Below are 23,074 nucleotides of genomic sequence, written 5' to 3' on the forward strand. Positions count from 1 at the left end.
GTCAGCCACGCGCGATCAACGTCGCGTCAGCTTCGGCTTTTTCGGCCGCTTTCTGGCGGATGAGTCGTTCGAGCTCATCGACCAGGTTGTCATTGGTCAGTTTCTGCGCTGGCTTGCCATCGATGTAGATCAGGTTCGGCGTACCACCGGTCAGCCCTACGTGGGCTTCCTTGGCTTCGCCCGGACCGTTGACCACGCAGCCGATCACAGCCACGTCCATCGGTACCAACAGGTCTTCCAGACGCCCTTCCAGCTCGTTCATGGTTTTCACCACATCGAAGTTCTGCCGCGAGCAACTCGGGCAGGCGATGAAGTTGATGCCACGCGAACGCAGGTGCAGGGACTTGAGGATGTCGTAACCGACCTTCACTTCCTCTACCGGGTCTGCCGCCAACGAAATGCGAATAGTATCGCCAATCCCTTCGGCAAGCAGCATACCGAGGCCAACAGCGGATTTCACCGTACCTGAACGCAGGCCACCGGCTTCGGTGATACCCAGGTGCAGCGGCTGCACGATCTGTTTGGCCAGAAGGCGGTAGGCTTCAACCGCCATGAACACGTCAGATGCCTTGACGCTGACCTTGAAGTCCTGGAAGTCCAGGCGGTCGAGATGCTCGACATGACGCATGGCCGATTCGACCAATGCTGCCGGAGTCGGCTCGCCGTATTTCTTCTGCAGGTCTTTTTCCAGGGAACCGGCGTTGACGCCGATGCGAATCGGAATACCGCGATCACGGGCAGCATCAACTACTGCACGCACTCGGTCTTCACGACCGATATTGCCTGGGTTGATGCGCAGGCAATCTACGCCCAGTTCAGCCACCCGCAAGGCAATGCGATAGTCGAAGTGGATATCGGCTACCAGTGGCACGCTGACCTGCTGCTTGATGCGGCCAAAGGCTTCTGCGGCATCCATGTCCGGCACCGAGACGCGAACGATGTCGACGCCGGCATCGATCAGGCGGTTGATTTGTCCCACAGTTGCGGCAACGTCGTTGGTGTCGGTGTTGGTCATACTCTGGACGGCGATGGGGGCATCGCCGCCGACAGGTACATTACCCACCCAGATTTTGCGGGATTCGCGACGTTTGATCGGTGATTCGCCGTGCATGACTTATTGTCCCAACTTCAGGCGAGCAGTCTCGCCACTGGTGAACGGCGCAACGTCGACAGGCTGACCGTTGTAGCTGACCTGAACGCCCCGGGCAAAGCCCAGGCGTACCGCAAACGGCGGCTTGCCGGTCAGGTCCAGGCTGTCGCCCTTGCGCTTGATGGCGCTGAACAGCACCTTGCCATTGCCGTCGGTGACCGAAGTCCAGCAATCGGCGCTGAATTGCATGTGCAACTTGCCACTACCGACCGCAGCGGTGGTGGTGCTCTCAGGAGCGGGAGTAACTGCAGGAGCGACCGCAGTTGCCGCCACGACCGGCGCAACCGCAGCAGGTGCGGGCGCAGGAACTGCAGCGACCGGCGTGGTTGGGGATACGGCGCTATTGACCGGCGGCACGACAGGTGCGATCGGGGTGCCTGCGCTCGCTGGCGCGGCCGGTTCGGAATCAGCCAACTCGGTGGTGGCCGCCGGCGTCTGTTCCAGATTCAGTGGTGTGCTTTGCGGTTGCTGAGCGGCGTCGACGGCCTGGTCTTCAGGCTCGTCCAGCGGATGGATCTGTGTGGTGCCATCAGCGCTTTCGACTTCAACATGTTCAAGCGCCATGTTGACCAGGTCTTTGCTGCGCTGGCTGCTTTGATCTTGCCACCAGAAGAAGCCACCGCCGATCACCAGCACCAGCAACAGCAGGCTGACCACGCGCAAAATATTGTGCGACAGGCGCACCGGTTCTTCGATACGCCCAAGAGCGTGGACGTCGCTGCCTTGGGCATGAGTCCCGGTGCACTGGTCGAACGCTTGTACCAGAACGGCCTGGTCCATGCCCAACAGCTTTGCATAGGCACGGATGTAACCACGGGCGAAGGTGTGCCCGGGTAGCTTGTCGAAGGCACCGGATTCAAGGTTGTTCAATGAACTCACGGTCAGGTTCAGCTTCTGAGCCACTTCGGCCTGCGACCAACCCCTGCTTTCACGGGCCTGACGCAAAGTCTCACCTGGGTTCTCGCGAGTCGCTGCTGCTGCTTCGGGATGCGCCGCTTTCATCATTGCTCCGACAGGTATTGCTGATATTCCGGCGTACCGGGATAAAGTCGTTGTAATTGCAGGCCCAGATCGGCGGCCTTGTTCCGTTCTTCGAAGACATTGGCCAGGCGACTGCCCAGCAGCAAGCTCCGAGCACCGTGGTCGCTCAGCTGGCTGAAACGATCGTAGTAGTCGCGGGCCGGCACATAATGCCTGTCTTCGTAAGACAACTCAGCCATTTCCAGCAACGCGCGTGGCTGCTTCTGGTTGAGTCGCAAAGCTTTTACCAGGTATTCCTGCGCCTGGTTGCGCTGGCCAAGCCGCAGAGCGGTCAAGCCAAGGCTTTCGAATACTCGTGAACGCTCAGGATACAGGGTATCGGCCGCCGCTTGGGCAAACATCTTCTGCGCCTGGGCGTATTGCCCCTGGGCATACAGAAAACTGCCGTAGTTGTTTTGAATCCGCGTGTCACCTGGATTGCTGGCCAGAGCCTTCAGATAATGCCTGTCGGCCAACCCCGGTTCGTCCTGCGCCTGATAGACCAAAGCCAGGGCCGCATGTGCTGCGGCATCCTGGCTATTGAGATCAAGCGCTTTTTTCAGTGGCCCCATGGCCTGCTCGGTCAAACCTTGTTGCAAATATCCCAACCCTAATTGCACGTAGGCCTTGCCGGCCTGCGTGCGCCCTTCGCGGCTCGCCAGCGTGTCCGAACTCCCGCCGGACACGCAACCTGCAAGCAGGGCGAGCGACAGGATCGACAGCGCGACGCGCAAAGTCATGGAGTTCCTCTCTTCAGTTCCGAGCAGCGCTGTCTTGCATATCACCATCAGCATTCAGCTGACGCACGGCGATATAGCGCTCGCTACGGCGGGTGCGGTCCATCACTTGACCTACCAATTGACCACATGCTGCATCGATATCTTCACCACGGGTGGTACGCACGGTTACGTTGTAGCCGGCGTGATGCAGGTGATCCTGGAAGCGACGAATGGCATTGTTGCTCGGCCGCTCGTAACCGGAATGCGGGAACGGGTTGAACGGAATCAGGTTGATCTTGCAGGGAACGTTCTTGAGCAGCTCGGCCATTTCCACGGCGTGTTCGAGCTTGTCGTTGACGTCTTTGAGCAGCGTGTACTCAATGGTCAGCACGCGCTTTTCGCCCAACTGCGACATGTAGTTCATGCACGCCTCGAGCAGGACCTTGAGTGGGTACTTCTTGTTGATCGGCACCAGTTCGTTGCGCAGCGCGTCGTTCGGCGCGTGCAGCGACAGGGCCAGGGAGACGTCGATGTGCTTGGCCAGCTCTTCGATCATCGGAACCACGCCGGAGGTGGACAGCGTCACCCGGCGCTTGGAAATGCCATAGCCGAGGTCGTCCATCATCAGGTGCATGGCAGCGACGACGTTATCGAAGTTGAGCAGCGGCTCACCCATGCCCATCATCACCACGTTGGTAATGGCGCGGTCGATGGTGGCTGGAACACTGCCGAACGACTTGTTGGCAATCCACACCTGACCGATGACTTCGGCGGCAGTGAGGTTGCTGTTGAATCCTTGCTTGCCGGTGGAGCAGAAACTGCAGTCCAGGGCACAACCGGCCTGAGACGAGACACACAGCGTGCCACGTTTACCCTGAGGAATGTATACGGTCTCGACACAGCTGCCGGACGCCACACGCACCACCCATTTACGGGTGCCGTCGCTGGAGATGTCCTCGCTGACCACTTCCGGACCGCGAATCTCGGCAACAGCCTTGAGCTTTTCGCGCAGGGCCTTGCCGACATTCGTCATGGCGTCGAAATCATCGACACCAAAGTGGTGAATCCATTTCATTACCTGACCGGCACGGAAACGCTTCTCCCCGATAGAGTCGAAGAATTTTTCCATTTCCGGTTGGGTAAGCCCCAACAGGTTAGTTTTACCAGTCGATGTCGTCATGGATTCACCCTCACTCGTAAGCTTTCGCTTAGCGAGTGGTTACCTCGGTAGCTGCGAAGAAGTAAGCGATTTCGCGAGCAGCAGCGGCTTCGGAGTCCGAACCGTGAACGGCGTTGGCGTCGATGGACTCGGCGAAGTCAGCACGGATGGTGCCGGCAGCAGCTTCTTTAGGGTTGGTAGCGCCCATCAGCTCACGGTTCAGAGCGATAGCGTTTTCGCCTTCCAGAACCTGAACAACAACTGGACCGGAGATCATGAAAGCAACCAGGTCACCGAAGAAACCGCGCTCTTTGTGCTCGGCGTAGAAGCCTTCTGCTTCGGCTTTGGACAGTTGCTTCAGTTTCGAGGCAACGATTTTCAGGCCGGCTTCTTCGAAGCGAGTGGTGATCTTGCCGATCACGTTCTTGGCAACGGCGTCAGGCTTGATGATGGAGAAAGTACGTTGAACAGCCATGGTGAAACTCCAGAAACGTTGAGTGATGCGAAAAATTAAACCCGCGAATTATACGCGGGTTCTGGGGGATTGCCTAACCTGCCGAGTGCGCTCAGTCGGCTTCGTCGATCCAGGCCGCCTGGATGGCTTCGAGAACCTTCTCGCCACCCCGGCTAGGATCGTCACTGAATTCCGGCAATGCCAGCACCCACTGGTGCAGATCGACGAAGTTCACATAACGAGGATCGACTTCCGGCTTGCTTTCGGCAAGCTGGATTGCAATTTCAAGTACATCAACCCATTTCAGGCTCATGTCAGCTCCAGATCAATGCGGCGCTTCAGCAGCGTGGTTGAGGGAGTACTTGGGAATCTCGACGGTCACGTCTTCGGTGCCGACCTTGGCCTGACACGTCAGGCGCGACGTTGGCTCCAGGCCCCAGGCGCGGTCCAGATAGTCCTCTTCCAGCTCGTCGGCCTCATTGAGCGAATTGAAACCTTCGCGAATGACGCAGTGACAGGTGGTGCAGGCGCAGACGCCGCCGCAGGCGCTTTCGATCTCGATGTGGTTGTCATGTGCCACTTCAAGAATGGACTTGCCCGTCTCGGCCTCTACGACCATGCCCTCCGGGCAGAACTTCTCATGGGGCAGAAAAATCACCTGCGGCATCTGTTATTCCTCGATCTCATTCAGGTTGCGCCCGGCCAACGCGGCTTTTACCGTCGAATCAAGGCGACGGGCGGCAAAGGCATCGGTCACCTGCGACAGACGTTTGGTCTGCTGCTCGATGGCGGCGCCATCGGTGCCGTTGATCAAATCACGCAAGTCTTGCATCTGTTGTTCGATAGCCAGACGCTCTTCGGCGTCAAGCAGGCGGTCGCCATCAGCATCCAGGGCTCCCTGGACCGCTTCGAGCAGGCGCTCGGCATCAACCTGGTGCTCGCGCAGCTGGCGGGCAACTTTGTCGAAACCGGCATGCTCGAAGGAATCCTTGAGCATCCGGGCGATTTCGCCGTCGGTCAGGCCATAGGACGGCTTGACCTGAATGCTCGACTCCACACCCGAACCCAGTTCACGCGCGGAAACGCTGAGCAGGCCATCGGCGTCGACCTGGAACGTCACGCGAATTTTTGCAGCACCCGCCACCATGGCCGGAATACCACGCAATTCGAAGCGCGCCAGGGAACGGCAGTCGCTGATCAGTTCACGCTCGCCTTGCAGCACGTGAATCATCATGGCCGACTGGCCATCCTTGTAGGTGGTGAACTCCTGGGCACGGGCAACTGGAATGGTGGTGTTGCGCGGAATCACCTTCTCCATCAGTCCGCCCATGGTTTCCAGCCCCAGGGACAGCGGAATTACGTCAAGCAAAAGCAGCTCGCCGCCATCGCGACGGTTGCCAGCCAAGGTGTCAGCCTGGATTGCAGCACCGATGGCCACAACCTGATCCGGGTCGATCTCGGTCAGCGGAGTACGACCAAATAGCGTACCTACAGCCTCGCGCACACGTGGAACGCGGGTCGATCCCCCTACCATGACAACGGCGCCCACGTCTTCGAGCTCGACACCGCTGTCGCGCACGGCGCGACGGCAGGCCTTGAGGCTACGGGCGATCATTGGCTCGATCAGGGTATCGAAGGCACTGCGGGTCAACTCGGCCTGCCAGTTGCCATAGGCCACAGACACTGAATCGGCAGTGGTCAGGGCTTCCTTGGATGCACAAGCGGTTTGCAACAATTCGCGCTGGGCGCCTGGATCGAGATTCGAAGACAGGCCGGCCTGCTCGACAATCCAATTGGCAATTGCGTAGTCGAAGTCGTCACCACCCAGGGCAGTATCACCACCCGTAGCCAATACCTCGAACACGCCGCCCGTCAGGCGCAGGATCGAAATATCGAAGGTGCCACCACCCAGGTCGTAGATGGCCACCACGCCTTCGGCGTTCTGGTCCAGACCGTACGCCACGGCTGCCGCGGTAGGCTCATTGAGCAGGCGCAACACGTTCAGCCCAGCCAGACGCGCAGCATCCTTGGTGGCTTGACGCTGAGCGTCGTCGAAATAGGCAGGTACAGTGATGACCGCCCCCACCAACTCTCCACCGAGGGTCTCTTCGGCCCGCTGACGCAGCGCCTTGAGGATATCCGCTGAGACTTCCACCGGGCTTTTCGGGCCCTGAATGGTGTCGATGAACGGCATGTGCGACTCACCACCGACAAACCGATACGGAAGCTGCTCACCCAGTTGCTTCACGTCCGCCAGGCCACGGCCCATCAGGCGTTTGACCGACAATACAGTGTTAAGCGGGTCGCGAGCAGCAGCGTCGCGCGCCACCTGGCCGACATCGATGTGGTCGGCGTGGTAACGCACCGCCGAAGGCAGGATGACCTGGCCTTGGGCGTCGGGCAAGGGCTCGCTACGGCCGCTGCGCAGGGCGGCAACCAGGGAGTTGGTGGTACCAAGGTCAATACCCACCGCCAGGCGACGCTGGTGCGGTTGAGGGCTCTGACCGGGTTCGGCGATCTGCAGTAGGGCCATGCTTATCTGAATACCAGGGGCGCCGCCAAAGGCAGCGCCGGGTTAATCGTCGAGGCGCTCTTCCAGCTGGCGCACTTCATAGGCGAGCTTTTCCAGAAACTGCATGCGGCGCATCAGGCGCTCGGCCTGTTCGCGCTGCGCAGGATCATTCCAGCAGGCAGCGAAGTCCTCGTTGAGCGCTTCCTGGGCGACTTTCAAGCGGCGCTTGAAAGCAGCGACGCCATCAAGGTCGGCACTATCCTGAAGATCTTCGAGTTCTTCACGCAATTGCATTTGCTGAAACAGAAACTCGGGATCGTGGACAGTGACTTCCTGCGGCACTTCGGCGCCGCTGATAGCCAACAGGTAGCGGGCACGCCGGGGCGCGCTCTTTAGCGTCTGGTAAGCCTCGTTCAGCGCAGCCGAACGCTCCAGCGCAACACGCTGTTCACGTTCGGAGGCATCGGCGAAGCGATCCGGATGAACCTCGCGGGCCAGTTCGCGATAACGAACGGCCAACTTGTCGAGGTCCAGGCGGAAGCCAGGTTGCAGGTCAAACAGGGCGAAATGACAAGGAGTACCCACGCGCAGCCTCAAACGTTGAAGCTTTCGCCGCAGCCACACTCACCGCGCACGTTGGGGTTGTTGAACTTGAAGCCTTCGTTCAACCCTTCCTTGACGAAATCCAGTTCGGTGCCGTCGAGATAAGAAAGGCTTTTCGGGTCGATAATGACCTTTTCGCCGTGACTCTCGAACACTTGATCCTCGTCGTCTGGCTGATCGACGAATTCCAGCACATAGGCCAGACCCGAGCAGCCGGTGGTACGCACGCCAAGGCGAATACCAACACCTTTGCCGCGTCCGTCAAGAGAGCGCCGCACGTGGTTGGCGGCGGCTTCTGTCATGCTGATAGCCATCGAGACTCCTTACCTGCAACAGGCGAACTTAGAGCAAACCTTTCTTCTGCTTGTAATCGCGTACGGCTGCCTTGATGGCGTCCTCAGCGAGTACCGAGCAGTGGATTTTCACTGGCGGCAACGCCAGTTCTTCGGCCAGCTGGGTGTTCTTGATGGTTTCGGCTTCGTCCAGCGTCTTACCCTTCATCCACTCGGTGGCCAGGGAGCTGGAGGCGATGGCCGAACCACAGCCATAGGTCTTGAACTTGGCATCTTCAATGACGCCCTGCTCGTTAACCTTGATTTGCAGACGCATCACATCACCACACGCCGGGGCGCCGACCATGCCGGTGCCGACATCCGGATCTTCGGCATTCATCTTGCCGACGTTACGTGGGTTTTCGTAGTGGTCGATGACCTTTTCACTGTATGCCATGGTGCAATTCCTTCCTCATCAGAGAGCCGCTCTTGCCGGCGACTACTTAGTGCGCAGCCCACTCAATCTTGGAGATGTCGACGCCGTCTTTGTACATATCCCACAGCGGCGACAGTTCGCGCAGCTTGGTTACGGCCTCGCACACCTTCTGCGCGGCGTAGTCGATTTCTTCTTCGGTGGTAAAACGACCGAAGGTGAAGCGGATGGAGCTGTGAGCCAGCTCGTCGTTGCGGCCCAGGGCACGAAGAACGTAGGACGGCTCAAGCGATGCCGATGTACAGGCCGAACCCGAAGACACTGCCAGGTCCTTGAGGGCCATGATCAGCGACTCGCCTTCGACGTAGTTGAAGCTCAGGTTCAGGTTGTGCGGAATACGCGCAGTCATGCTGCCGTTGATGTACAGCTCTTCCAGACCTTCAACCTGCTTGTAGAAACGATCGCTCAACGCCTTGATACGCGCGTTCTCGCTGGCCATCTGCTCTTTGGCAATGGCGAACGCTTCGCCCATGCCAACGATCTGGTGGGTAGCCAGGGTGCCCGAACGCATGCCGCGCTCGTGACCGCCGCCGTGCATGGTGGCTTCCAGGCGTACGCGAGGCTTGCGGCTGACGTACAGCGCGCCGATACCTTTTGGACCGTAGGTCTTGTGTGCCGAGAACGACATCAGGTCGACTTTCAGCTTCTGCAGGTCGATCTCGACCTTGCCAGTGGACTGGGCAGCATCGACGTGGAACATGACGCCACGTGCGCGGGTCAGTTCGCCAATGGCAGCGATGTCGTTGATGGTGCCGATTTCATTGTTCACATGCATGATCGACACCAGGATAGTGTCGTCACGCAGGGCAGCTTCGACCATGGCCGGGGTAATCAGGCCATCGGCGCCTGGCTCGATGTAGGTGACGTCAAAGCCTTCACGCTCCAGTTGACGAGTGCTGTCCAGGACAGCCTTGTGCTCGATTTTGGAGGTGATGATGTGCTTGCCCTTGGTGTTGTAGAAGTGCGCAACGCCCTTGATTGCCAGGTTGTCGGACTCGGTAGCACCGCTGGTCCAGACAATTTCCCGCGGATCGGCATTAACCAGGTCAGCGACCTGGCGACGAGCATTCTCGACCGCTTCTTCGGCTTTCCAGCCAAATACGTGCGAACGCGACGCCGGGTTACCGAAGTTTCCATCGACCAGCAGGCAATCGCTCATCTTCTGAGCAACGCGTGGGTCGACCGGTGTGGTCGCGGAGTAATCGAGGTAGATCGGCAACTTCATTGAATATCTCCTATCAGGCGGTCGCGCCGCGCGTCGAAACGGTCATTCGACGGCTGACGTCTCAATCTTGTCCAGCTGCGGAGCCCGGCCTGCAATACGACGCAGATCCTGGCGCTGGGCGACTTCTTGTACCTCACGGCGAGTAACAAGGTCAGCCAGGCTAATGCCGCTGAGAAACTCGTGAATCTGCTGGCTCAGGTCACACCACAGATGATGGGTCAGGCAGGTATCACCGGCGTGACAATCGCCCAGGCCTTGACAGCGTGTTGCATCGACCGATTCATTGACCGCGTCGATAACCTGGACAACCTGAATGCTCTCCATGCTTCGCGACAGTTGGTAGCCGCCGCCAGGGCCGCGCACACTGGAAACCAGACTGCTGCGGCGCAGCTTTGCAAACAGCTGCTCCAGATAAGATAAGGAGATGCCTTGGCGCTCGGAAATGTCGGCCAGAGACACCGGCCCATGCTGCGCGTGCAACGCCAGGTCGAGCATGGCGGTCACGGCGTATCGGCCTTTTGTAGTCAGTCGCATGGCTAGTAGGTACCACGGGGTTACGGGATGGGAGCGAGTATGCAATTCCCGAGCATTTAAGTCAACTATAAGACCTAGTGCTTTAGTCGGGTTTGCCGCAAGAGGGCGGCCGAATGATAGCAAACTAAGGGGCGCGTGCGCACGCCCCTTCTATCAATGAGCCGACGCGTCGCTGCGGGCTTCGTCCTTGATCTGGGCAAAATCTTCTTCGCGCAATACCGGCAAGTCCTTGGCGCAGTAGTCACTGCCAAGATTTTTCAACGCGCCGCACATGTCTTCCAGCTTGCCGTCCACTGCCTGCAGATGATCGAGAAGCTGACCAATGGCGCGCGCGACCGGGTCGGGCATGTCTTCGCTGACGCCGTAGGCATCGAAACCGATCTTTTCGGCCATTGCCTTGCGCTTGGCTTCGACCTCAGCGTCGGTCTTGACGATGATTCGTCCCGGAATACCGACGGCTGTAGCACCTGCCGGTACCGCCTTGGTAACCACGGCGTTGGAACCGATCTTGGCCCCAGCGCCCACGGTAAACGGACCCAGCACCTTGGCGCCTGCCCCCACTACAACACCATCTTCCAACGTCGGGTGGCGCTTACCTTTGTTCCAACTGGTGCCGCCAAGGGTCACGCCCTGGTACAGAGTGACGTCGTCACCGATCTCGGCCGTTTCACCGATCACGATGCCCATACCGTGATCTATGAAGAAGCGCCGACCGACCTTGGCACCCGGGTGAATCTCGATACCAGTCATCCAGCGGCCGAAATTCGACACCAGCCGTGCCAGCCACTTCCAGTCACGCTTCCATAGCGCATGCGCCGCCCGATGCAGCCAGATCGCATGCATACCCGGGTAGCAGGTCAGCACTTCAAAGGCATTGCGCGCCGCCGGATCGCGGTGGAAGACGCTCTGGATATCCTCACGCAGACGCTCGAACATTTACTGATCCTTGCGCTTATGCGGCTCGCCACGGGCCACTTTCTGGGTCTCCGTAAGAATGCCGCGCAAAATACTCATTTCTGAACGATTGACTGAGCTACGCCCATACAGCCGACGCAACCGCGGCATCAGGTGCTTGGGCTTCTCTGGATCCAGGAAACCGATATCGACCAGGGTCTTTTCCAGGTGCTCGTAGAACAGCTCCATTTCATCCATGGTCGCCAATTCACTGCTGCGCACCGAAGTTACTTCGAATTTTTCGACTTTCGATGGCTGGCCTTCAGCGGCGAGCCAGGCCATGCGCACCTCATAGGCCAGCACTTGCACTGCCGCCGCCAGATTCAGCGAACTGAAGTCGGGATTGGAGGGAATGTGCACATGGAAATGGCAGCGCTGCAGCTCTTCATTGGTCAGACCGGCATATTCACGACCAAACACCAGGGCGATCTCCTCACCCTCGCCAGCATGTTCGATGACCTTGGCCCCGCATTCGCGCGGATCGACCAACGGCCAGGGAATGCGTCGCTCTCGCGCACTGGTGCCAAACACCAGGTTGCAACCGACCAACGCTTGCTCAAGGGTGGCAACCACTTGGGCACCGCCGAGTACATCATCGGCACCCGACGCACGGGCATCGGCCTCATGGGAAGGGAAATCCTGTGGATCGACCAGCACCAGACGCGACAAGCCCATGTTTTTCATGGCACGCGCAGCGCCGCCGATATTGCCGGGGTGGCTGGTATTGACCAGAACAACACGAATATTTTGCAGCAAGGCGAGCGCTCACAGACACGGAAAAGAAGGAGCAAATCTTACAGAACGCACCGACTTTACGCTACGAAAGCAAATGTCGCTCTTCTGTGCGCAGAGTTTTCTGTTAGAATGTTCGGCTTTCTTTAACGACCCAGGTGAAACGTCCATGCAGCCCATGCTGAATATCGCGCTGCGCGCCGCCCGCAGCGCCAGTGAATTGATTTTCCGCTCCATCGAGCGCCTGGATACCATCAAGGTTGATGAAAAAGACGCCAAGGATTACGTCTCGGAAGTCGATCGCGCGGCTGAGCAGAGCATCATCAATGCCCTGCGCAAGGCATACCCGAACCACTCCATCTACGGTGAAGAAACCGGCCTGCACGCTGGTAGCGGCGAAGAAGGCAAGGACTACCTGTGGATCATCGACCCACTGGACGGTACTACCAACTTCCTGCGTGGCGTTCCGCACTTTGCTGTCAGCATCGCCTGCAAATACCGCGGCCGCCTCGAGCACGCCGTTGTACTGGATCCTGTCCGCCAGGAAGAGTTCACCGCCAGCCGTGGCCGCGGCGCGCAACTCAACGGCCGTCGCCTGCGTGTAAGCTCTCGCACCAGCCTGGAAGGCGCCCTGCTGGGTACCGGCTTCCCGTTCCGCGACAACCAAATGGCTGACCTGGATAACTACCTGGGCATGTTCCGCGCCCTGGTCGGCCAGACCGCCGGCATCCGCCGCGCTGGCGCCGCAAGCCTCGACCTCGCCTACGTGGCCGCAGGTCGCTTCGATGCCTTCTGGGAGTCGGGCCTGTCGGAATACGACATGGCTGCAGGCGCGCTGCTGATCCAGGAAGCTGGCGGCCTGGTGAGCGACTTCACCGGTGGTCACGACTTCCTCGAGAAAGGCCACATCGTTGCTGGCAACATCAAGTGCTTCAAGGCAGTTCTGACCGCTATCCAGCCGCATCTGCCGGCCTCGATCAAGCGCTAAGACAAGCTCCAAAAAAAAGCCCCGTTATTCGGGGCTTTTTTTGGGCGAGGACTTATCCACACCCCTTACCTTGGCAGCGAGTGATTATTGACCCGGCTGGGCTTCACTCAACATCAGCTTGCCTTCTTTATCCAACGGGATTTGCGAGCCAGGGTCACGGTCCATACGCACCTTGCCAACCTTGTCTCCAATCGAATACTTCACGTCATAACCAACCACTTTCTCGCTCAAGTCATTGACCGTATTGCAGCGAGTTTGCGTAGTGGTGTAGGTATCACGCTCCTGCATACCTTCCTGCACCTTGTTACCGGCATAACCGCCACCAACAGCACCTGCTACCGTCGCAATCTTCTTACCGGTACCACCGCCAACCTGGTTACCCAGCAGACCACCCGCTACAGCACCCAGCACGGTGCCAGCAATCTGATGCTGATCCTTCACCGGCGCCTGACGTGTAACGGTGACGTCCTTGCACACCTCTCGCGGAGTCTTGACGGTCTGCTTGACCGGCTGCACTGCCAACACCTCGGCATATTCCGGCCCACCCTTGACCAGGCTGTAGGTGGCTACAGCACCTCCGGCAGTCACACCGACCGCACCCAGAACCGCACCCACCAACATTGACTTGTTCACGTGAACCTCCTGATCGTACCTACGGGACATTGCCCGCTTTCTCCTTGCCTTGGAGCATAAAAAAAGGCGCGAGTTCAATACTCGCGCCTTCTTCTAAGACGAACAGTGTAGGAGACGTCGTTATGGACGGTCGTCTACACCCTCAGCCTTGACGGCAGGAATCAGGTCTTCACTGCTCAGGTTCAGCCAGATCAGCACGACGTTGGCGATATAGATCGACGAGTAGGTACCCGCCATTACACCAATGAACAGTGCCAGCGAGAAACCCCACAGATTGTCGCCGCCGAAGAACAGCAGCGCAGCGATAGCCAACAAGGTCGAGATCGACGTTGCGACCGTACGCAACAGGGTCTGAGTGGTCGAAATGTTGATGTTGTCGATCAGCGAAGTCTTGCGCAGTACACGGAAGTTCTCGCGCACCCGGTCGAATACAACGATGGTGTCGTTGAGCGAGTAACCGATGATCGCCAGTACCGCTGCCAGCACTGTCAGGTCAAAGGTGATCTGGAAGAACGACAGAATCCCCATCGTCACCACCACGTCGTGGATCAGCGACAGAATCGCGCCCAAGGCAAATTTCCACTGAAAGCGGAATGCCAGGTAGATCATGATGCCACCAAGGGCCAGAAGCATACCCAGGCCACCCTGGTCGCGCAGCTCCTCACCCACTTGCGGACCCACGAATTCGACACGCTTGACTACAGCTGGGTTGTCGGTATTGACCTTCTTCAGCGCCTCGGCAACACGGTTACCCAACAGCGGATCATCACCTGGCATACGCACAAGCAGGTCCGTGGTGGCACCGAAGCTCTGCACCACAGCGTCGTGGAAGCCAGCCTTGCCGAGTTCTTCGCGAACCTCGCCGAGGTTGGCTGGACGCTCGTAGGTCAGCTCGATGAGCGTACCGCCGGTGAAGTCCAAACCGAAGTTGAGACCTTTATAGAACCAGCTGAACAGCGCCAGAACCGTAAGAAGCAGGGTGATGCCGAACGCAACGTTGCGCACACCCATGAAGTTAATGGTACGTAACATGGCAGCCCCTTAAACCCACAGCTTCTTGATATCACGCCCACCGCAGGTCAGGTTGACCATTGCACGGGTAACCATAACGGCCGTGAACATCGAGGTGAAAATCCCGAGGGACATGGTAACCGCGAAGCCCTTGACCGGACCGGTACCCATGGCGAAGAGGATGCCGCCGACCAGCAAGGTGGTCAGGTTGGCGTCGACAATCGCTGTATAGGCACGGTTGAAGCCTTCGTGGATGGCGCGCTGCACCGACATGCCATTGGCAAGTTCCTCTCGAATACGCGAGAAGATAAGTACGTTGGCATCGACCGCCATACCCATGGTCAGAACGATACCGGCGATACCTGGCAAGGTCAGGGTTGCACCCAGCAGAGACATCAATGCCAGCAGCATGACCATGTTACCGGCCAGGGCGATGGTGGCGATCAGACCGAAGAAGCGGTAGATAGCCATGATGAACAGCGACACGAACAGCATGCCCCACAAGGATGCATCGATACCCTTGGTGATGTTGTCGGCACCCAGGCTAGGACCAATGGTGCGCTCTTCAGCGAAGTACATCGGAGCAGCCAGGCCACCGGCACGCAGCAGCAGGGCCAGTTCCGACGACTCGCCCTGGCCATTGAGGCCGGTGATGCGGAATTGACTGCCCAGTGGCGACTGAATCGTTGCCAGGCTGATGATTTTCTTCTCTTCGGTGAAGGTCTGGACAGGAACGTCTTTTTCAACACCATCGACCATCTGCTTCACGTAGCGCGTGGTAGGACGCTGCTCGATGAAGATCACCGCCATGCTGCGACCGACGTTGCTGCGAGTTGCGCGGCTCATCAGTTCACCGCCATGACCATCCAGACGGATGTTCACCTGCGGACGCCCCTGCTCATCGAAGCTGGCTTGAGCATCGGTAACCTGGTCACCCGTGATGATCAGGCCACGCTCGACCGCTGCAGAACGACCACCTTCGCGGAATTCGAAGGTTTCGGTGGTCGCTTTCGAAGCGCCCGGCTCAGCACCCAGACGGAACTCGAGGTTAGCGGTCTTGCCGAGAATACGTTTGGCTTCGGCAGTGTCCTGCACGCCTGGCAGCTCAACCACAATGCGGTTTGCACCCTGACGCTGTACCAGTGGCTCGGCGACGCCCAGCTCGTTGACGCGGTTACGTACCGTGGTCAAGTTCTGCTTGATCGAGTATTCACGGATTTCCGCGACCTTGGCCGGGGTAATCGCCAGACGCAGCACCGACAGGCCATTACGCTCGGTGGTGGTCAACTCGAAATCATTGAAATTCTTGCGGATCAGGCTACGGGCCTGCTCGCGGGACGCATCATCGGAGAAGCCCAGCTGAATACCGCCATCAAGTTGCGGCAGGCTGCGATAGCGCACGCGCTCTTTGCGCAGCAGGCTTTTGACTTCACCTTCGTAGACTTTCAGGCGGGCCGACATGGCCTTGTCCATGTCCACTTCAAGCAGGAAGTGCACACCACCAGAAAGGTCCAGACCCAGCTTCATCGGGCTCGCACCCAGATTACGCAGCCATTGCGGGGTGGTCGGAGCCAGGTTCAGAGCTACAACATAGTCGTCGCCCAGTGCCTTGCGCACTACATCCTTGGCTGGAAGTTGATCTTCCTGCTTGGTCAGACGCAACAGTGCGCCCTTGCCTTTCTCGCCCAGGCTTGCGGCCTTGACCTGGATACCGGCATCGACGAGCGCTTTGCTCGCGCGATCCAGATCCGCCTGAGTGACCTGCAACGCCGTGCTGGCACCACTGACCTGTACGGCCGGATCATCAGGATAGAGGTTGGGAGCGGAATAAATAAAACCGATCGCCAGTACCACCAGGATCAGTGCGTATTTCCACAGAGGGTATTTGTTCAGCATCACGCCGCCCGTTCAAGACGCGGGGCGCCTTGCGCGCCCCGTCGATTGGAAAAAAACTGAAACTTAGATCGCTTTGAGCGTACCTTTTGGCAGGGTCGCGGCAACGGCGCCCTTCTGGAACTTCAGTTCAACGTTGTCGGAAACTTCCAGTACCACGAAGTCATCGGCAACTTTGACAATCTTGCCAGCGATGCCGCCGTTGGTGACAACTTCATCACCTTTTTGCAGGTTGCTCAGCAGGTTCTTCTGCTCTTTGGCACGTTTGGCCTGTGGGCGCCAGATCATCAGGTAGAAGATAACCAGGAAACCGACCAGGAAAATCCACTCGAAACCGGTTCCGGCTGGACCGGCGGCAGGGGCGGCGGCGTCCGCGTAAGCGGCGGGGATCAGAAAGCTCATTTAGCACTCCAGTTGCAATCAGTACTTGTTAGGGATCGACAAAACATCAGTCCAAGGGCGGCACAGGAAGCCCGCGCTTAGCGTAAAAGGCATCGACAAAGGCGGCCAATGTACCTTGTTGAATAGCCTCGCGTAAACCAGCCATCAAGCGCTGGTAATGGCGCAAGTTGTGGATCGTATTCAACATGCTGCCCAACATTTCGCCGCACTTATCCAAGTGATGCAGATAAGCACGGGAGAAGTTCTGGCAGGTGTAGCAGTCACAGGTCGGATCCAGAGGCGAATCATCATGACGATGGAACGCGTTACGGATTTTTAGTACGCCGGTATCGATAAACAGATGACCGTTACGCGCGTTACGCGTAGGCATCACGCAATCGAACATGTCGACGCCGCGGCGCACACCCTCAACGAGATCTTCCGGCTTGCCTACCCCCATAAGGTAACGAGGTTTGTCAGCCGGCATCTGGCCTGGCAGGTAATCCAGCACCTTGATCATCTCGTGCTTGGGCTCACCTACCGACAGACCGCCAATGGCAAGGCCATCGAAGCCGATCTTGTCCAGGCCTTCGAGCGAGCGCATGCGCAGGTCATGGTGCATGCCACCCTGGACGATGCCGAACAGCGCTGCAGTGTTGTCACCATGCGCATTCTTCGAACGCTGTGCCCAGCGCAGCGACAACTCCATGGAAATGCGCGCGACATCTTCATCGGCCGGATACGGGGTGCACTCGTCGAAGATCATTACCACGTCAGAGCCCAGGTCACGCTGAACCTGCATCGACTCTTCCGGACCCATGAACACTTTGGAACCGTCGACCGGCGAGGCGAAGGTGACGCCCTCCTCCTTGATCTTGCGCATTGCGCCCAGGCTGAACACCTGGAAGCCACCGGAGTCAGTGAGAATCGGACCTTGCCACTTCATGAAGTCGTGCAGGTCGCCGTGCGCCTTGATTACCTCGGTGCCTGGTCGCAGCCACAGGTGAAAGGTATTACCCAGGATCATCTGCGCACCGATGGCCTCGATATCACGCGGCAACATGCCCTTGACCGTACCGTAGGTGCCTACCGGCATGAACGCCGGGGTTTCGACCACACCACGGGGGAACGTCAGGCGGCCACGACGGGCCTTGCCGTCGGTGGCCAGCAATTCGAAGGACATACGACAGGTGCGACTCATGCTTGATCCTCGGGGCCGCGCGGCGCCGGATTGCGGGTGATGAACATGGCATCACCGTAACTGAAGAAGCGGTACCCGTTTTCAACCGCCGCGGCATAGGCAGCCATGGTCTCGGGGTAGCCGGCGAATGCCGAAACCAGCATCAACAGCGTGGATTCAGGCAAATGAAAGTTGGTAACCAGGGCATCGACTACGTGAAAGGGGCGGCCTGGGAAAATGAAGATGTCGGTGTCACCACTGAACGGCTTGAGCACGCCGTCGCGGGCAGCACTTTCCAGCGAACGCACGCTGGTGGTGCCCACGGCAATTACCCGACCGCCACGCGCACGGCAAGCGGCCACGGCGTCGACCACGTCCTGACCCACTTCCAGCCACTCTTTATGCATGTGGTGGTCTTCGATGCGCTCGACACGCACAGGCTGGAAGGTACCCGCGCCGACGTGCAGAGTGACAAAGGCGGTTTCCACGCCCTTGGCAGCAATCTTGGCCATCAGTTCTTCGTCGAAGTGCAGCCCTGCAGTCGGCGCGGCAACGGCACCAGCGCGCTCGGCATACACCGTCTGATAGCGCTCACGGTCAGCGCCCTCATCTGGACGATCTATATAAGGAGGCAGCGGCATGTGGCCGACGCGATCGAGCAGCGGCAACACCTCTTCGGCAAATCGCAGCTCGAACAAGGTGTCGTGACGAGCCACCATCTCGGCCTCGCCACCGCCATCGACAAGAATCTGTGTGCCTGGCTTGGGCGACTTGCTCGAACGCACGTGGGCCAGCACTCGATGACTGTCCAACACCCGCTCGATCAGAATCTCCAGCTTGCCGCCGCTGGCCTTCTGGCCAAATAGCCGCGCAGGAATTACCCGGGTATTGTTGAACACCATCAGGTCGCCCGGACGCAGATGCTCGAGCAAATCGGTGAACTGGCGATGAGCCAGAGCCCCGCTCGGACCATCCAGGGTCAACAGTCGGCTACTGTGGCGCTGCGCCAAGGGATGGCGAGCAATCAGGGAATCAGGAAGCTCAAAGGAAAAATCAGCAACGCGCATGATGGTGTTCGGTTTGACAGGGCCGCAAAGTTTAGCCGAAAAGACAAAAATTAACCATGAAAGCTGATTGACCAACGGTAATGACCTCTCTATACTTCGCCGCCACAAGCCCTGATGGCGGAATTGGTAGACGCGGCGGATTCAAAATCCGTTTTCGAAAGGAGTGGGAGTTCGAGTCTCCCTCGGGGCACCATCTGCAGTACATAGACGACTACCAGCGTCTAGGTAACATCTCTAAAGCCCGCTAACTGCGGGCTTTTTAGTCTCTGGGGTTTGCCCCCCCCTCCTCGCAAGCCGATGACCCCCAACCTTGTGGTAAACAAACCATCGCAGATGGTGACAAGCCGACCCGGCGTAATGCCGTGGGCCACGATGGATGAAATCGATTTTAAGCAGTGCCTAGAACCCTCCAGCTGAACGCTGGAAGAGCGCTGTCAGAGAAAGCTACGCAAAGTAGCCAGACCCCGCGGGAGAAGCTCCAGGAGCGTTACAGCGCTATGGCTGGCGCATGAGGGGTGTCTTGCGGCGTAGCGCCACAGGCTTTTGTGTAAGCATACAGATGTCCAAGACCACCCTACGGGGTGTTTTTTTGCCATCGATTTGCTGGAAGGGATGGTATCGCCGGGCACGCTCGCTACCACAGCGGCGAGGTGTGCGATGGCGGAAAAGACAAAACCCCTACCTGCGTGTGCAGATAGGGGTTTCGGAATTTAATCTTGACGATGACCTACTCTCACATGGGGAAACCCCACACTACCATCGGCGATGCATCGTTTCACTACTGAGTTCGGGATGGGATCAGGTGGTTCCAATGCTCTATGGTCGTCAAGAAATTCTGTTGCCAGAAGGTCTTGTTCAGACACTCCAGCGAATCGGGTATGTGATGCTTGTGAGCTGCAAACTTTCGGTTCGTTTCGTCTTCACAACACCGCAATCTGGTCATTCGACGCAAATTGCTTGGGTGTTATATGGTCAAGCCTCACGGGCAATTAGTATTGGTTAGCTCAACGCCTCACAGCGCTTACACACCCAACCTATCAACGTCGTAGTCTTCGACGGCCCTTCAGGGAGCTCAAGGCTCCAGTGAGATCTCATCTTGAGGCAAGTTTCCCGCTTAGATGCTTTCAGCGGTTATCTCTCCCGAACATAGCTACCCGGCAATGCCACTGGCGTGACAACCGGAACACCAGAGGTTCGTCCACTCCGGTCCTCTCGTACTAGGAGCAGCCCCTCTCAAATCTCAAACGTCCACGGCAGATAGGGACCGAACTGTCTCACGACGTTCTAAACCCAGCTCGCGTACCACTTTAAATGGCGAACAGCCATACCCTTGGGACCGGCTTCAGCCCCAGGATGTGATGAGCCGACATCGAGGTGCCAAACACCGCCGTCGATATGAACTCTTGGGCGGTATCAGCCTGTTATCCCCGGAGTACCTTTTATCCGTTGAGCGATGGCCCTTCCATACAGAACCACCGGATCACTAAGACCTACTTTCGTACCTGCTCGACGTGTCTGTCTCGCAGTCAAGCGCGCTTTTGCCTTTATACTCTACGACCGATTTCCGACCGGTCTGAGCGCACCTTCGTACTCCTCCGTTACTCTTTAGGAGGAGACCGCCCCAGTCAAACTACCCACCATACACTGTCCTCGATCCGGATGACGGACCTGAGTTAGAACCTCAAAGTTGCCAGGGTGGTATTTCAAGATTGGCTCCACGCGAACTGGCGTCCACGCTTCAAAGCCTCCCACCTATCCTACACAAGCAAATTCAAAGTCCAGTGCAAAGCTATAGTAAAGGTTCACGGGGTCTTTCCGTCTAGCCGCGGATACACTGCATCTTCACAGCGATTTCAATTTCACTGAGTCTCGGGTGGAGACAGCGCCGCCATCGTTACGCCATTCGTGCAGGTCGGAACTTACCCGACAAGGAATTTCGCTACCTTAGGACCGTTATAGTTACGGCCGCCGTTTACCGGGGCTTCGATCAAGAGCTTCGCGTTAGCTAACCCCATCAATTAACCTTCCGGCACCGGGCAGGCGTCACACCCTATACGTCCACTTTCGTGTTTGCAGAGTGCTGTGTTTTTAATAAACAGTCGCAGCGGCCTGGTATCTTCGACCGGCATGAGCTTACGGAGCAAGTCCTTCACCCTCACCGGCGCACCTTCTCCCGAAGTTACGGTGCCATTTTGCCTAGTTCCTTCACCCGAGTTCTCTCAAGCGCCTTGGTATTCTCTACCCAACCACCTGTGTCGGTTTGGGGTACGGTTCCTAGTTATCTGAAGCTTAGAAGCTTTTCTTGGAAGCATGGCATCAACCACTTCGTCGCCTAAAGGCAACTCGTCATCAGCTCTCGGCCTTAAGATCCCGGATTTACCTAAGATCTCAGCCTACCACCTTAAACTTGGACAACCAACGCCAAGCTGGCCTAGCCTTCTCCGTCCCTCCATCGCAATAACTAGAAGTACAGGAATATTAACCTGTTTTCCATCGACTACGCTTTTCAGCCTCGCCTTAGGGACCGACTAACCCTGCGTCGATTAACGTTGCGCAGGAAACCTTGGTCTTTCGGCGTGGGAGTTTTTCACTCCCATTGTCGTTACTCATGTCAGCATTCGCACTTCTGATACCTCCAGCAAGCTTCTCAACTCACCTTCACAGGCTTACAGAACGCTCCTCTACCGCGTCACCTAAGTGACACCCGTAGCTTCGGTGTATGGTTTGAGCCCCGTTACATCTTCCGCGCAGGCCGACTCGACTAGTGAGCTATTACGCTTTCTTTAAAGGGTGGCTGCTTCTAAGCCAACCTCCTAGCTGTCTAAGCCTTCCCACATCGTTTCCCACTTAACCATAACTTTGGGACCTTAGCTGACGGTCTGGGTTGTTTCCCTTTTCACGACGGACGTTAGCACCCGCCGTGTGTCTCCCATGCTCGGCACTTGTAGGTATTCGGAGTTTGCATCGGTTTGGTAAGTCGGGATGACCCCCTAGCCGAAACAGTGCTCTACCCCCTACAGTGATACATGAGGCGCTACCTAAATAGCTTTCGAGGAGAACCAGCTATCTCCGAGCTTGATTAGCCTTTCACTCCGATCCACAGGTCATCCGCTAACTTTTCAACGGTAGTCGGTTCGGTCCTCCAGTCAGTGTTACCTAACCTTCAACCTGCCCATGGATAGATCGCCCGGTTTCGGGTCTATACCCAGCGACTAAACGCGCTATTAACACTCGCTTTCGCTACGCCTCCCCTATTCGGTTAAGCTCGCCACTGAATATAAGTCGCTGACCCATTATACAAAAGGTACGCAGTCACCTAACAAAGTAGGCTCCCACTGCTTGTACGCATACGGTTTCAGGATCTATTTCACTCCCCTCTCCGGGGTTCTTTTCGCCTTTCCCTCACGGTACTGGTTCACTATCGGTCAGTCAGTAGTATTTAGCCTTGGAGGATGGTCCCCCCATATTCAGACAAAGTTTCTCGTGCTCCGTCCTACTCGATTTCATGACTAAGAGATTTTCGCGTACAGGGCTATCACCCACTATGGCCGCACTTTCCAGAGCGTTCCGCTAATCTCAAAGCCACTTAAGGGCTAGTCCCCGTTCGCTCGCCACTACTAAGGGAATCTCGGTTGATTTCTTTTCCTCAGGGTACTTAGATGTTTCAGTTCCCCTGGTTCGCCTCTTGCACCTATGTATTCAGTACAAGATACCCAGCTTATGCTGAGTGGGTTCCCCCATTCAGAGATCTCCGGATCAAAGTCTGTTTGCCGACTCCCCGAAGCTTATCGCAGGCTACCACGTCTTTCATCGCCTCTGACTGCCAAGGCATCCACCGTATGCGCTTCTTCACTTGACCATATAACCCCAAGCAATCTGGTTATACTGTGAAGACGACATTCGCCGAAAATTCGCAAAACTCTTAAGAGTCACTCACAAATTTTACCTTAGCCTGAACAACACCAGTGAAAGTGCTATCCAGTCTATCTTTCTATCACATACCCAAATTTTTAAAGAACGATTCTGAAAAAGTTCAGAAATCAATATTCGACCCGAATATTCATTTCTAAGCTTTGACATGAAAATACAGTTAC

At 57.4% G+C, this 23,074-nt stretch carries 22 protein-coding genes, 1 tRNA gene and 2 rRNA genes; 2 read left to right on the forward strand and 23 right to left on the reverse strand.

Annotated elements, in window-relative coordinates:
• Position 1 precedes the first annotated feature (1 nt).
• The 15 genes from ispG to trmJ form a co-directional block, all read right to left on the reverse strand.
• Positions 2-1,111: a flavodoxin-dependent (E)-4-hydroxy-3-methylbut-2-enyl-diphosphate synthase gene (gene ispG, locus D3Z90_RS22080; RefSeq protein ID WP_136478030.1), complete on the reverse strand. Its 1,110-nt coding sequence runs from the start codon at positions 1,109-1,111 to the stop codon at positions 2-4.
• Positions 1,112-1,114: 3 nt separating this feature from the next.
• The gene (locus D3Z90_RS22085) at positions 1,115-2,152 is read right to left on the reverse strand and encodes a RodZ domain-containing protein (RefSeq protein ID WP_136478031.1); all 1,038 of its coding nucleotides are present in this window, start codon (positions 2,150-2,152) and stop codon (positions 1,115-1,117) included.
• Entirely contained in the window at positions 2,152-2,910 is a 759-nt protein-coding gene (gene pilW, locus D3Z90_RS22090) for a type IV pilus biogenesis/stability protein PilW (protein ID WP_136478032.1), read from the reverse strand. Before pilW ends, D3Z90_RS22085 begins: the two co-directional genes overlap by 1 nt.
• A gap of 13 nt (positions 2,911-2,923) precedes the next feature.
• Positions 2,924-4,069 (reverse strand): 23S rRNA (adenine(2503)-C(2))-methyltransferase RlmN, encoded by a 1,146-nt coding sequence (rlmN, locus tag D3Z90_RS22095; RefSeq protein WP_136478033.1) that lies wholly within the window; start codon positions 4,067-4,069, stop codon positions 2,924-2,926.
• Positions 4,070-4,097: 28 nt separating this feature from the next.
• Positions 4,098-4,523, reverse strand: a complete 426-nt coding sequence (gene ndk / locus D3Z90_RS22100) for a nucleoside-diphosphate kinase (RefSeq protein ID WP_136478034.1) — start codon at positions 4,521-4,523, stop codon at positions 4,098-4,100.
• A 91-nt stretch (positions 4,524-4,614) separates the two neighbouring features.
• Positions 4,615-4,815 carry a Fe-S cluster assembly protein IscX gene (iscX, locus tag D3Z90_RS22105; RefSeq protein WP_136478035.1) on the reverse strand — a complete coding sequence of 67 codons (201 nt, stop codon included), beginning with the start codon at positions 4,813-4,815 and terminating at the stop codon, positions 4,615-4,617.
• 12 nt (positions 4,816-4,827) lie between these two features.
• A complete protein-coding gene (gene fdx / locus D3Z90_RS22110; RefSeq protein WP_133216617.1) occupies positions 4,828-5,169 on the reverse strand; it encodes an ISC system 2Fe-2S type ferredoxin in 342 nt (113 codons plus the stop codon).
• Positions 5,170-5,172: 3 nt separating this feature from the next.
• A complete protein-coding gene (hscA, locus tag D3Z90_RS22115; RefSeq protein WP_136478036.1) occupies positions 5,173-7,035 on the reverse strand; it encodes a Fe-S protein assembly chaperone HscA in 1,863 nt (620 codons plus the stop codon).
• 42 nt (positions 7,036-7,077) lie between these two features.
• The gene (hscB, locus tag D3Z90_RS22120; RefSeq protein ID WP_136478037.1) at positions 7,078-7,599 is read right to left on the reverse strand and encodes a co-chaperone HscB; all 522 of its coding nucleotides are present in this window, start codon (positions 7,597-7,599) and stop codon (positions 7,078-7,080) included.
• Positions 7,600-7,607: 8 nt separating this feature from the next.
• Positions 7,608-7,931, reverse strand: a complete 324-nt coding sequence (gene iscA / locus D3Z90_RS22125) for an iron-sulfur cluster assembly protein IscA (protein ID WP_136478038.1) — start codon at positions 7,929-7,931, stop codon at positions 7,608-7,610.
• Between the two features lie 28 nt (positions 7,932-7,959).
• Positions 7,960-8,346 carry a Fe-S cluster assembly scaffold IscU gene (gene iscU / locus D3Z90_RS22130; RefSeq protein WP_002552476.1) on the reverse strand — a complete coding sequence of 129 codons (387 nt, stop codon included), beginning with the start codon at positions 8,344-8,346 and terminating at the stop codon, positions 7,960-7,962.
• A gap of 46 nt (positions 8,347-8,392) precedes the next feature.
• Entirely contained in the window at positions 8,393-9,607 is a 1,215-nt protein-coding gene (locus D3Z90_RS22135) for an IscS subfamily cysteine desulfurase (RefSeq protein WP_136478039.1), read from the reverse strand.
• Between the two features lie 42 nt (positions 9,608-9,649).
• A complete protein-coding gene (gene iscR, locus D3Z90_RS22140; RefSeq protein ID WP_136478040.1) occupies positions 9,650-10,141 on the reverse strand; it encodes a Fe-S cluster assembly transcriptional regulator IscR in 492 nt (163 codons plus the stop codon).
• A gap of 153 nt (positions 10,142-10,294) precedes the next feature.
• Entirely contained in the window at positions 10,295-11,077 is a 783-nt protein-coding gene (gene cysE / locus D3Z90_RS22145) for a serine O-acetyltransferase (RefSeq protein ID WP_136478041.1), read from the reverse strand.
• Positions 11,078-11,851 (reverse strand): tRNA (cytosine(32)/uridine(32)-2'-O)-methyltransferase TrmJ, encoded by a 774-nt coding sequence (gene trmJ, locus D3Z90_RS22150; protein WP_136478042.1) that lies wholly within the window; start codon positions 11,849-11,851, stop codon positions 11,078-11,080.
• 145 nt (positions 11,852-11,996) lie between these two features.
• Between trmJ and suhB the strand changes: the two genes are divergently transcribed.
• Positions 11,997-12,815, forward strand: a complete 819-nt coding sequence (gene suhB / locus D3Z90_RS22155) for an inositol-phosphate phosphatase (protein ID WP_136478043.1) — start codon at positions 11,997-11,999, stop codon at positions 12,813-12,815.
• An 84-nt stretch (positions 12,816-12,899) separates the two neighbouring features.
• Here the strand turns inward: suhB and D3Z90_RS22160 are convergent, their stop codons facing one another.
• From D3Z90_RS22160 to queA, 6 genes are all read right to left on the reverse strand, one after another.
• Positions 12,900-13,448 carry a glycine zipper 2TM domain-containing protein gene (locus D3Z90_RS22160; protein ID WP_136478044.1) on the reverse strand — a complete coding sequence of 183 codons (549 nt, stop codon included), beginning with the start codon at positions 13,446-13,448 and terminating at the stop codon, positions 12,900-12,902.
• Positions 13,449-13,568: 120 nt separating this feature from the next.
• Complete coding sequence (secF, locus tag D3Z90_RS22165) at positions 13,569-14,480, reverse strand: protein translocase subunit SecF (protein WP_136478045.1); 912 nt, start codon at positions 14,478-14,480, stop codon at positions 13,569-13,571.
• Positions 14,481-14,489: 9 nt separating this feature from the next.
• Entirely contained in the window at positions 14,490-16,355 is a 1,866-nt protein-coding gene (gene secD / locus D3Z90_RS22170) for a protein translocase subunit SecD (RefSeq protein ID WP_136478046.1), read from the reverse strand.
• Between the two features lie 63 nt (positions 16,356-16,418).
• The gene (yajC, locus tag D3Z90_RS22175; RefSeq protein WP_010223473.1) at positions 16,419-16,754 is read right to left on the reverse strand and encodes a preprotein translocase subunit YajC; all 336 of its coding nucleotides are present in this window, start codon (positions 16,752-16,754) and stop codon (positions 16,419-16,421) included.
• Positions 16,755-16,800: 46 nt separating this feature from the next.
• Positions 16,801-17,916 (reverse strand): tRNA guanosine(34) transglycosylase Tgt, encoded by a 1,116-nt coding sequence (gene tgt / locus D3Z90_RS22180; protein WP_168198526.1) that lies wholly within the window; start codon positions 17,914-17,916, stop codon positions 16,801-16,803.
• A gap of 14 nt (positions 17,917-17,930) precedes the next feature.
• The gene (gene queA, locus D3Z90_RS22185; RefSeq protein ID WP_136478048.1) at positions 17,931-18,980 is read right to left on the reverse strand and encodes a tRNA preQ1(34) S-adenosylmethionine ribosyltransferase-isomerase QueA; all 1,050 of its coding nucleotides are present in this window, start codon (positions 18,978-18,980) and stop codon (positions 17,931-17,933) included.
• A gap of 108 nt (positions 18,981-19,088) precedes the next feature.
• On the opposite strand from queA, the gene D3Z90_RS22190 reads away from it, so the two are divergent.
• Positions 19,089-19,173: transfer RNA gene (locus D3Z90_RS22190), tRNA-Leu, on the forward strand.
• Positions 19,174-19,694: 521 nt separating this feature from the next.
• On the opposite strand, the gene rrf is transcribed toward D3Z90_RS22190, so the two are convergent.
• A 5S ribosomal RNA gene (rrf, locus tag D3Z90_RS22195) occupies positions 19,695-19,810 on the reverse strand.
• 138 nt (positions 19,811-19,948) lie between these two features.
• Positions 19,949-22,839: ribosomal RNA gene (locus D3Z90_RS22200) — 23S ribosomal RNA — on the reverse strand.
• Between the last annotated feature and the right edge of the window lie 235 nt (positions 22,840-23,074).

The organism is Pseudomonas sp. DG56-2 (assembly GCF_004803755.1).
GTDB classification, from domain to species: Bacteria; Pseudomonadota; Gammaproteobacteria; order Pseudomonadales; family Pseudomonadaceae; genus Aquipseudomonas; species Aquipseudomonas auratipiscis.

Bases quoted from the DNA above. Each gene is read 5' to 3' on its own strand.
- ispG (WP_136478030.1), bottom strand. From the start codon at position 1,111: ATGCACGGCGAATCACCGATCAAACGTCGCGAATCCCGCAAAATCTGG.
- D3Z90_RS22085 (WP_136478031.1), bottom strand. From the start codon at position 2,152: ATGAAAGCGGCGCATCCCGAAGCAGCAGCAGCGACTCGCGAGAACCCA.
- pilW (WP_136478032.1), bottom strand. From the start codon at position 2,910: ATGACTTTGCGCGTCGCGCTGTCGATCCTGTCGCTCGCCCTGCTTGCA.
- rlmN (WP_136478033.1), bottom strand. From the start codon at position 4,069: ATGACGACATCGACTGGTAAAACTAACCTGTTGGGGCTTACCCAACCG.
- ndk (WP_136478034.1), bottom strand. From the start codon at position 4,523: ATGGCTGTTCAACGTACTTTCTCCATCATCAAGCCTGACGCCGTTGCC.
- iscX (WP_136478035.1), bottom strand. From the start codon at position 4,815: ATGAGCCTGAAATGGGTTGATGTACTTGAAATTGCAATCCAGCTTGCC.
- fdx (WP_133216617.1), bottom strand. From the start codon at position 5,169: ATGCCGCAGGTGATTTTTCTGCCCCATGAGAAGTTCTGCCCGGAGGGC.
- hscA (WP_136478036.1), bottom strand. From the start codon at position 7,035: ATGGCCCTACTGCAGATCGCCGAACCCGGTCAGAGCCCTCAACCGCAC.
- iscA (WP_136478038.1), bottom strand. From the start codon at position 7,931: ATGGCTATCAGCATGACAGAAGCCGCCGCCAACCACGTGCGGCGCTCT.
- iscU (WP_002552476.1), bottom strand. From the start codon at position 8,346: ATGGCATACAGTGAAAAGGTCATCGACCACTACGAAAACCCACGTAAC.
- D3Z90_RS22135 (WP_136478039.1), bottom strand. From the start codon at position 9,607: ATGAAGTTGCCGATCTACCTCGATTACTCCGCGACCACACCGGTCGAC.
- iscR (WP_136478040.1), bottom strand. From the start codon at position 10,141: ATGCGACTGACTACAAAAGGCCGATACGCCGTGACCGCCATGCTCGAC.
- cysE (WP_136478041.1), bottom strand. From the start codon at position 11,077: ATGTTCGAGCGTCTGCGTGAGGATATCCAGAGCGTCTTCCACCGCGAT.
- suhB (WP_136478043.1), top strand. From the start codon at position 11,997: ATGCAGCCCATGCTGAATATCGCGCTGCGCGCCGCCCGCAGCGCCAGT.
- secF (WP_136478045.1), bottom strand. From the start codon at position 14,480: ATGTTACGTACCATTAACTTCATGGGTGTGCGCAACGTTGCGTTCGGC.
- secD (WP_136478046.1), bottom strand. From the start codon at position 16,355: ATGCTGAACAAATACCCTCTGTGGAAATACGCACTGATCCTGGTGGTA.
- yajC (WP_010223473.1), bottom strand. From the start codon at position 16,754: ATGAGCTTTCTGATCCCCGCCGCTTACGCGGACGCCGCCGCCCCTGCC.
- tgt (WP_168198526.1), bottom strand. From the start codon at position 17,916: ATGTCCTTCGAATTGCTGGCCACCGACGGCAAGGCCCGTCGTGGCCGC.
- queA (WP_136478048.1), bottom strand. From the start codon at position 18,980: ATGCGCGTTGCTGATTTTTCCTTTGAGCTTCCTGATTCCCTGATTGCT.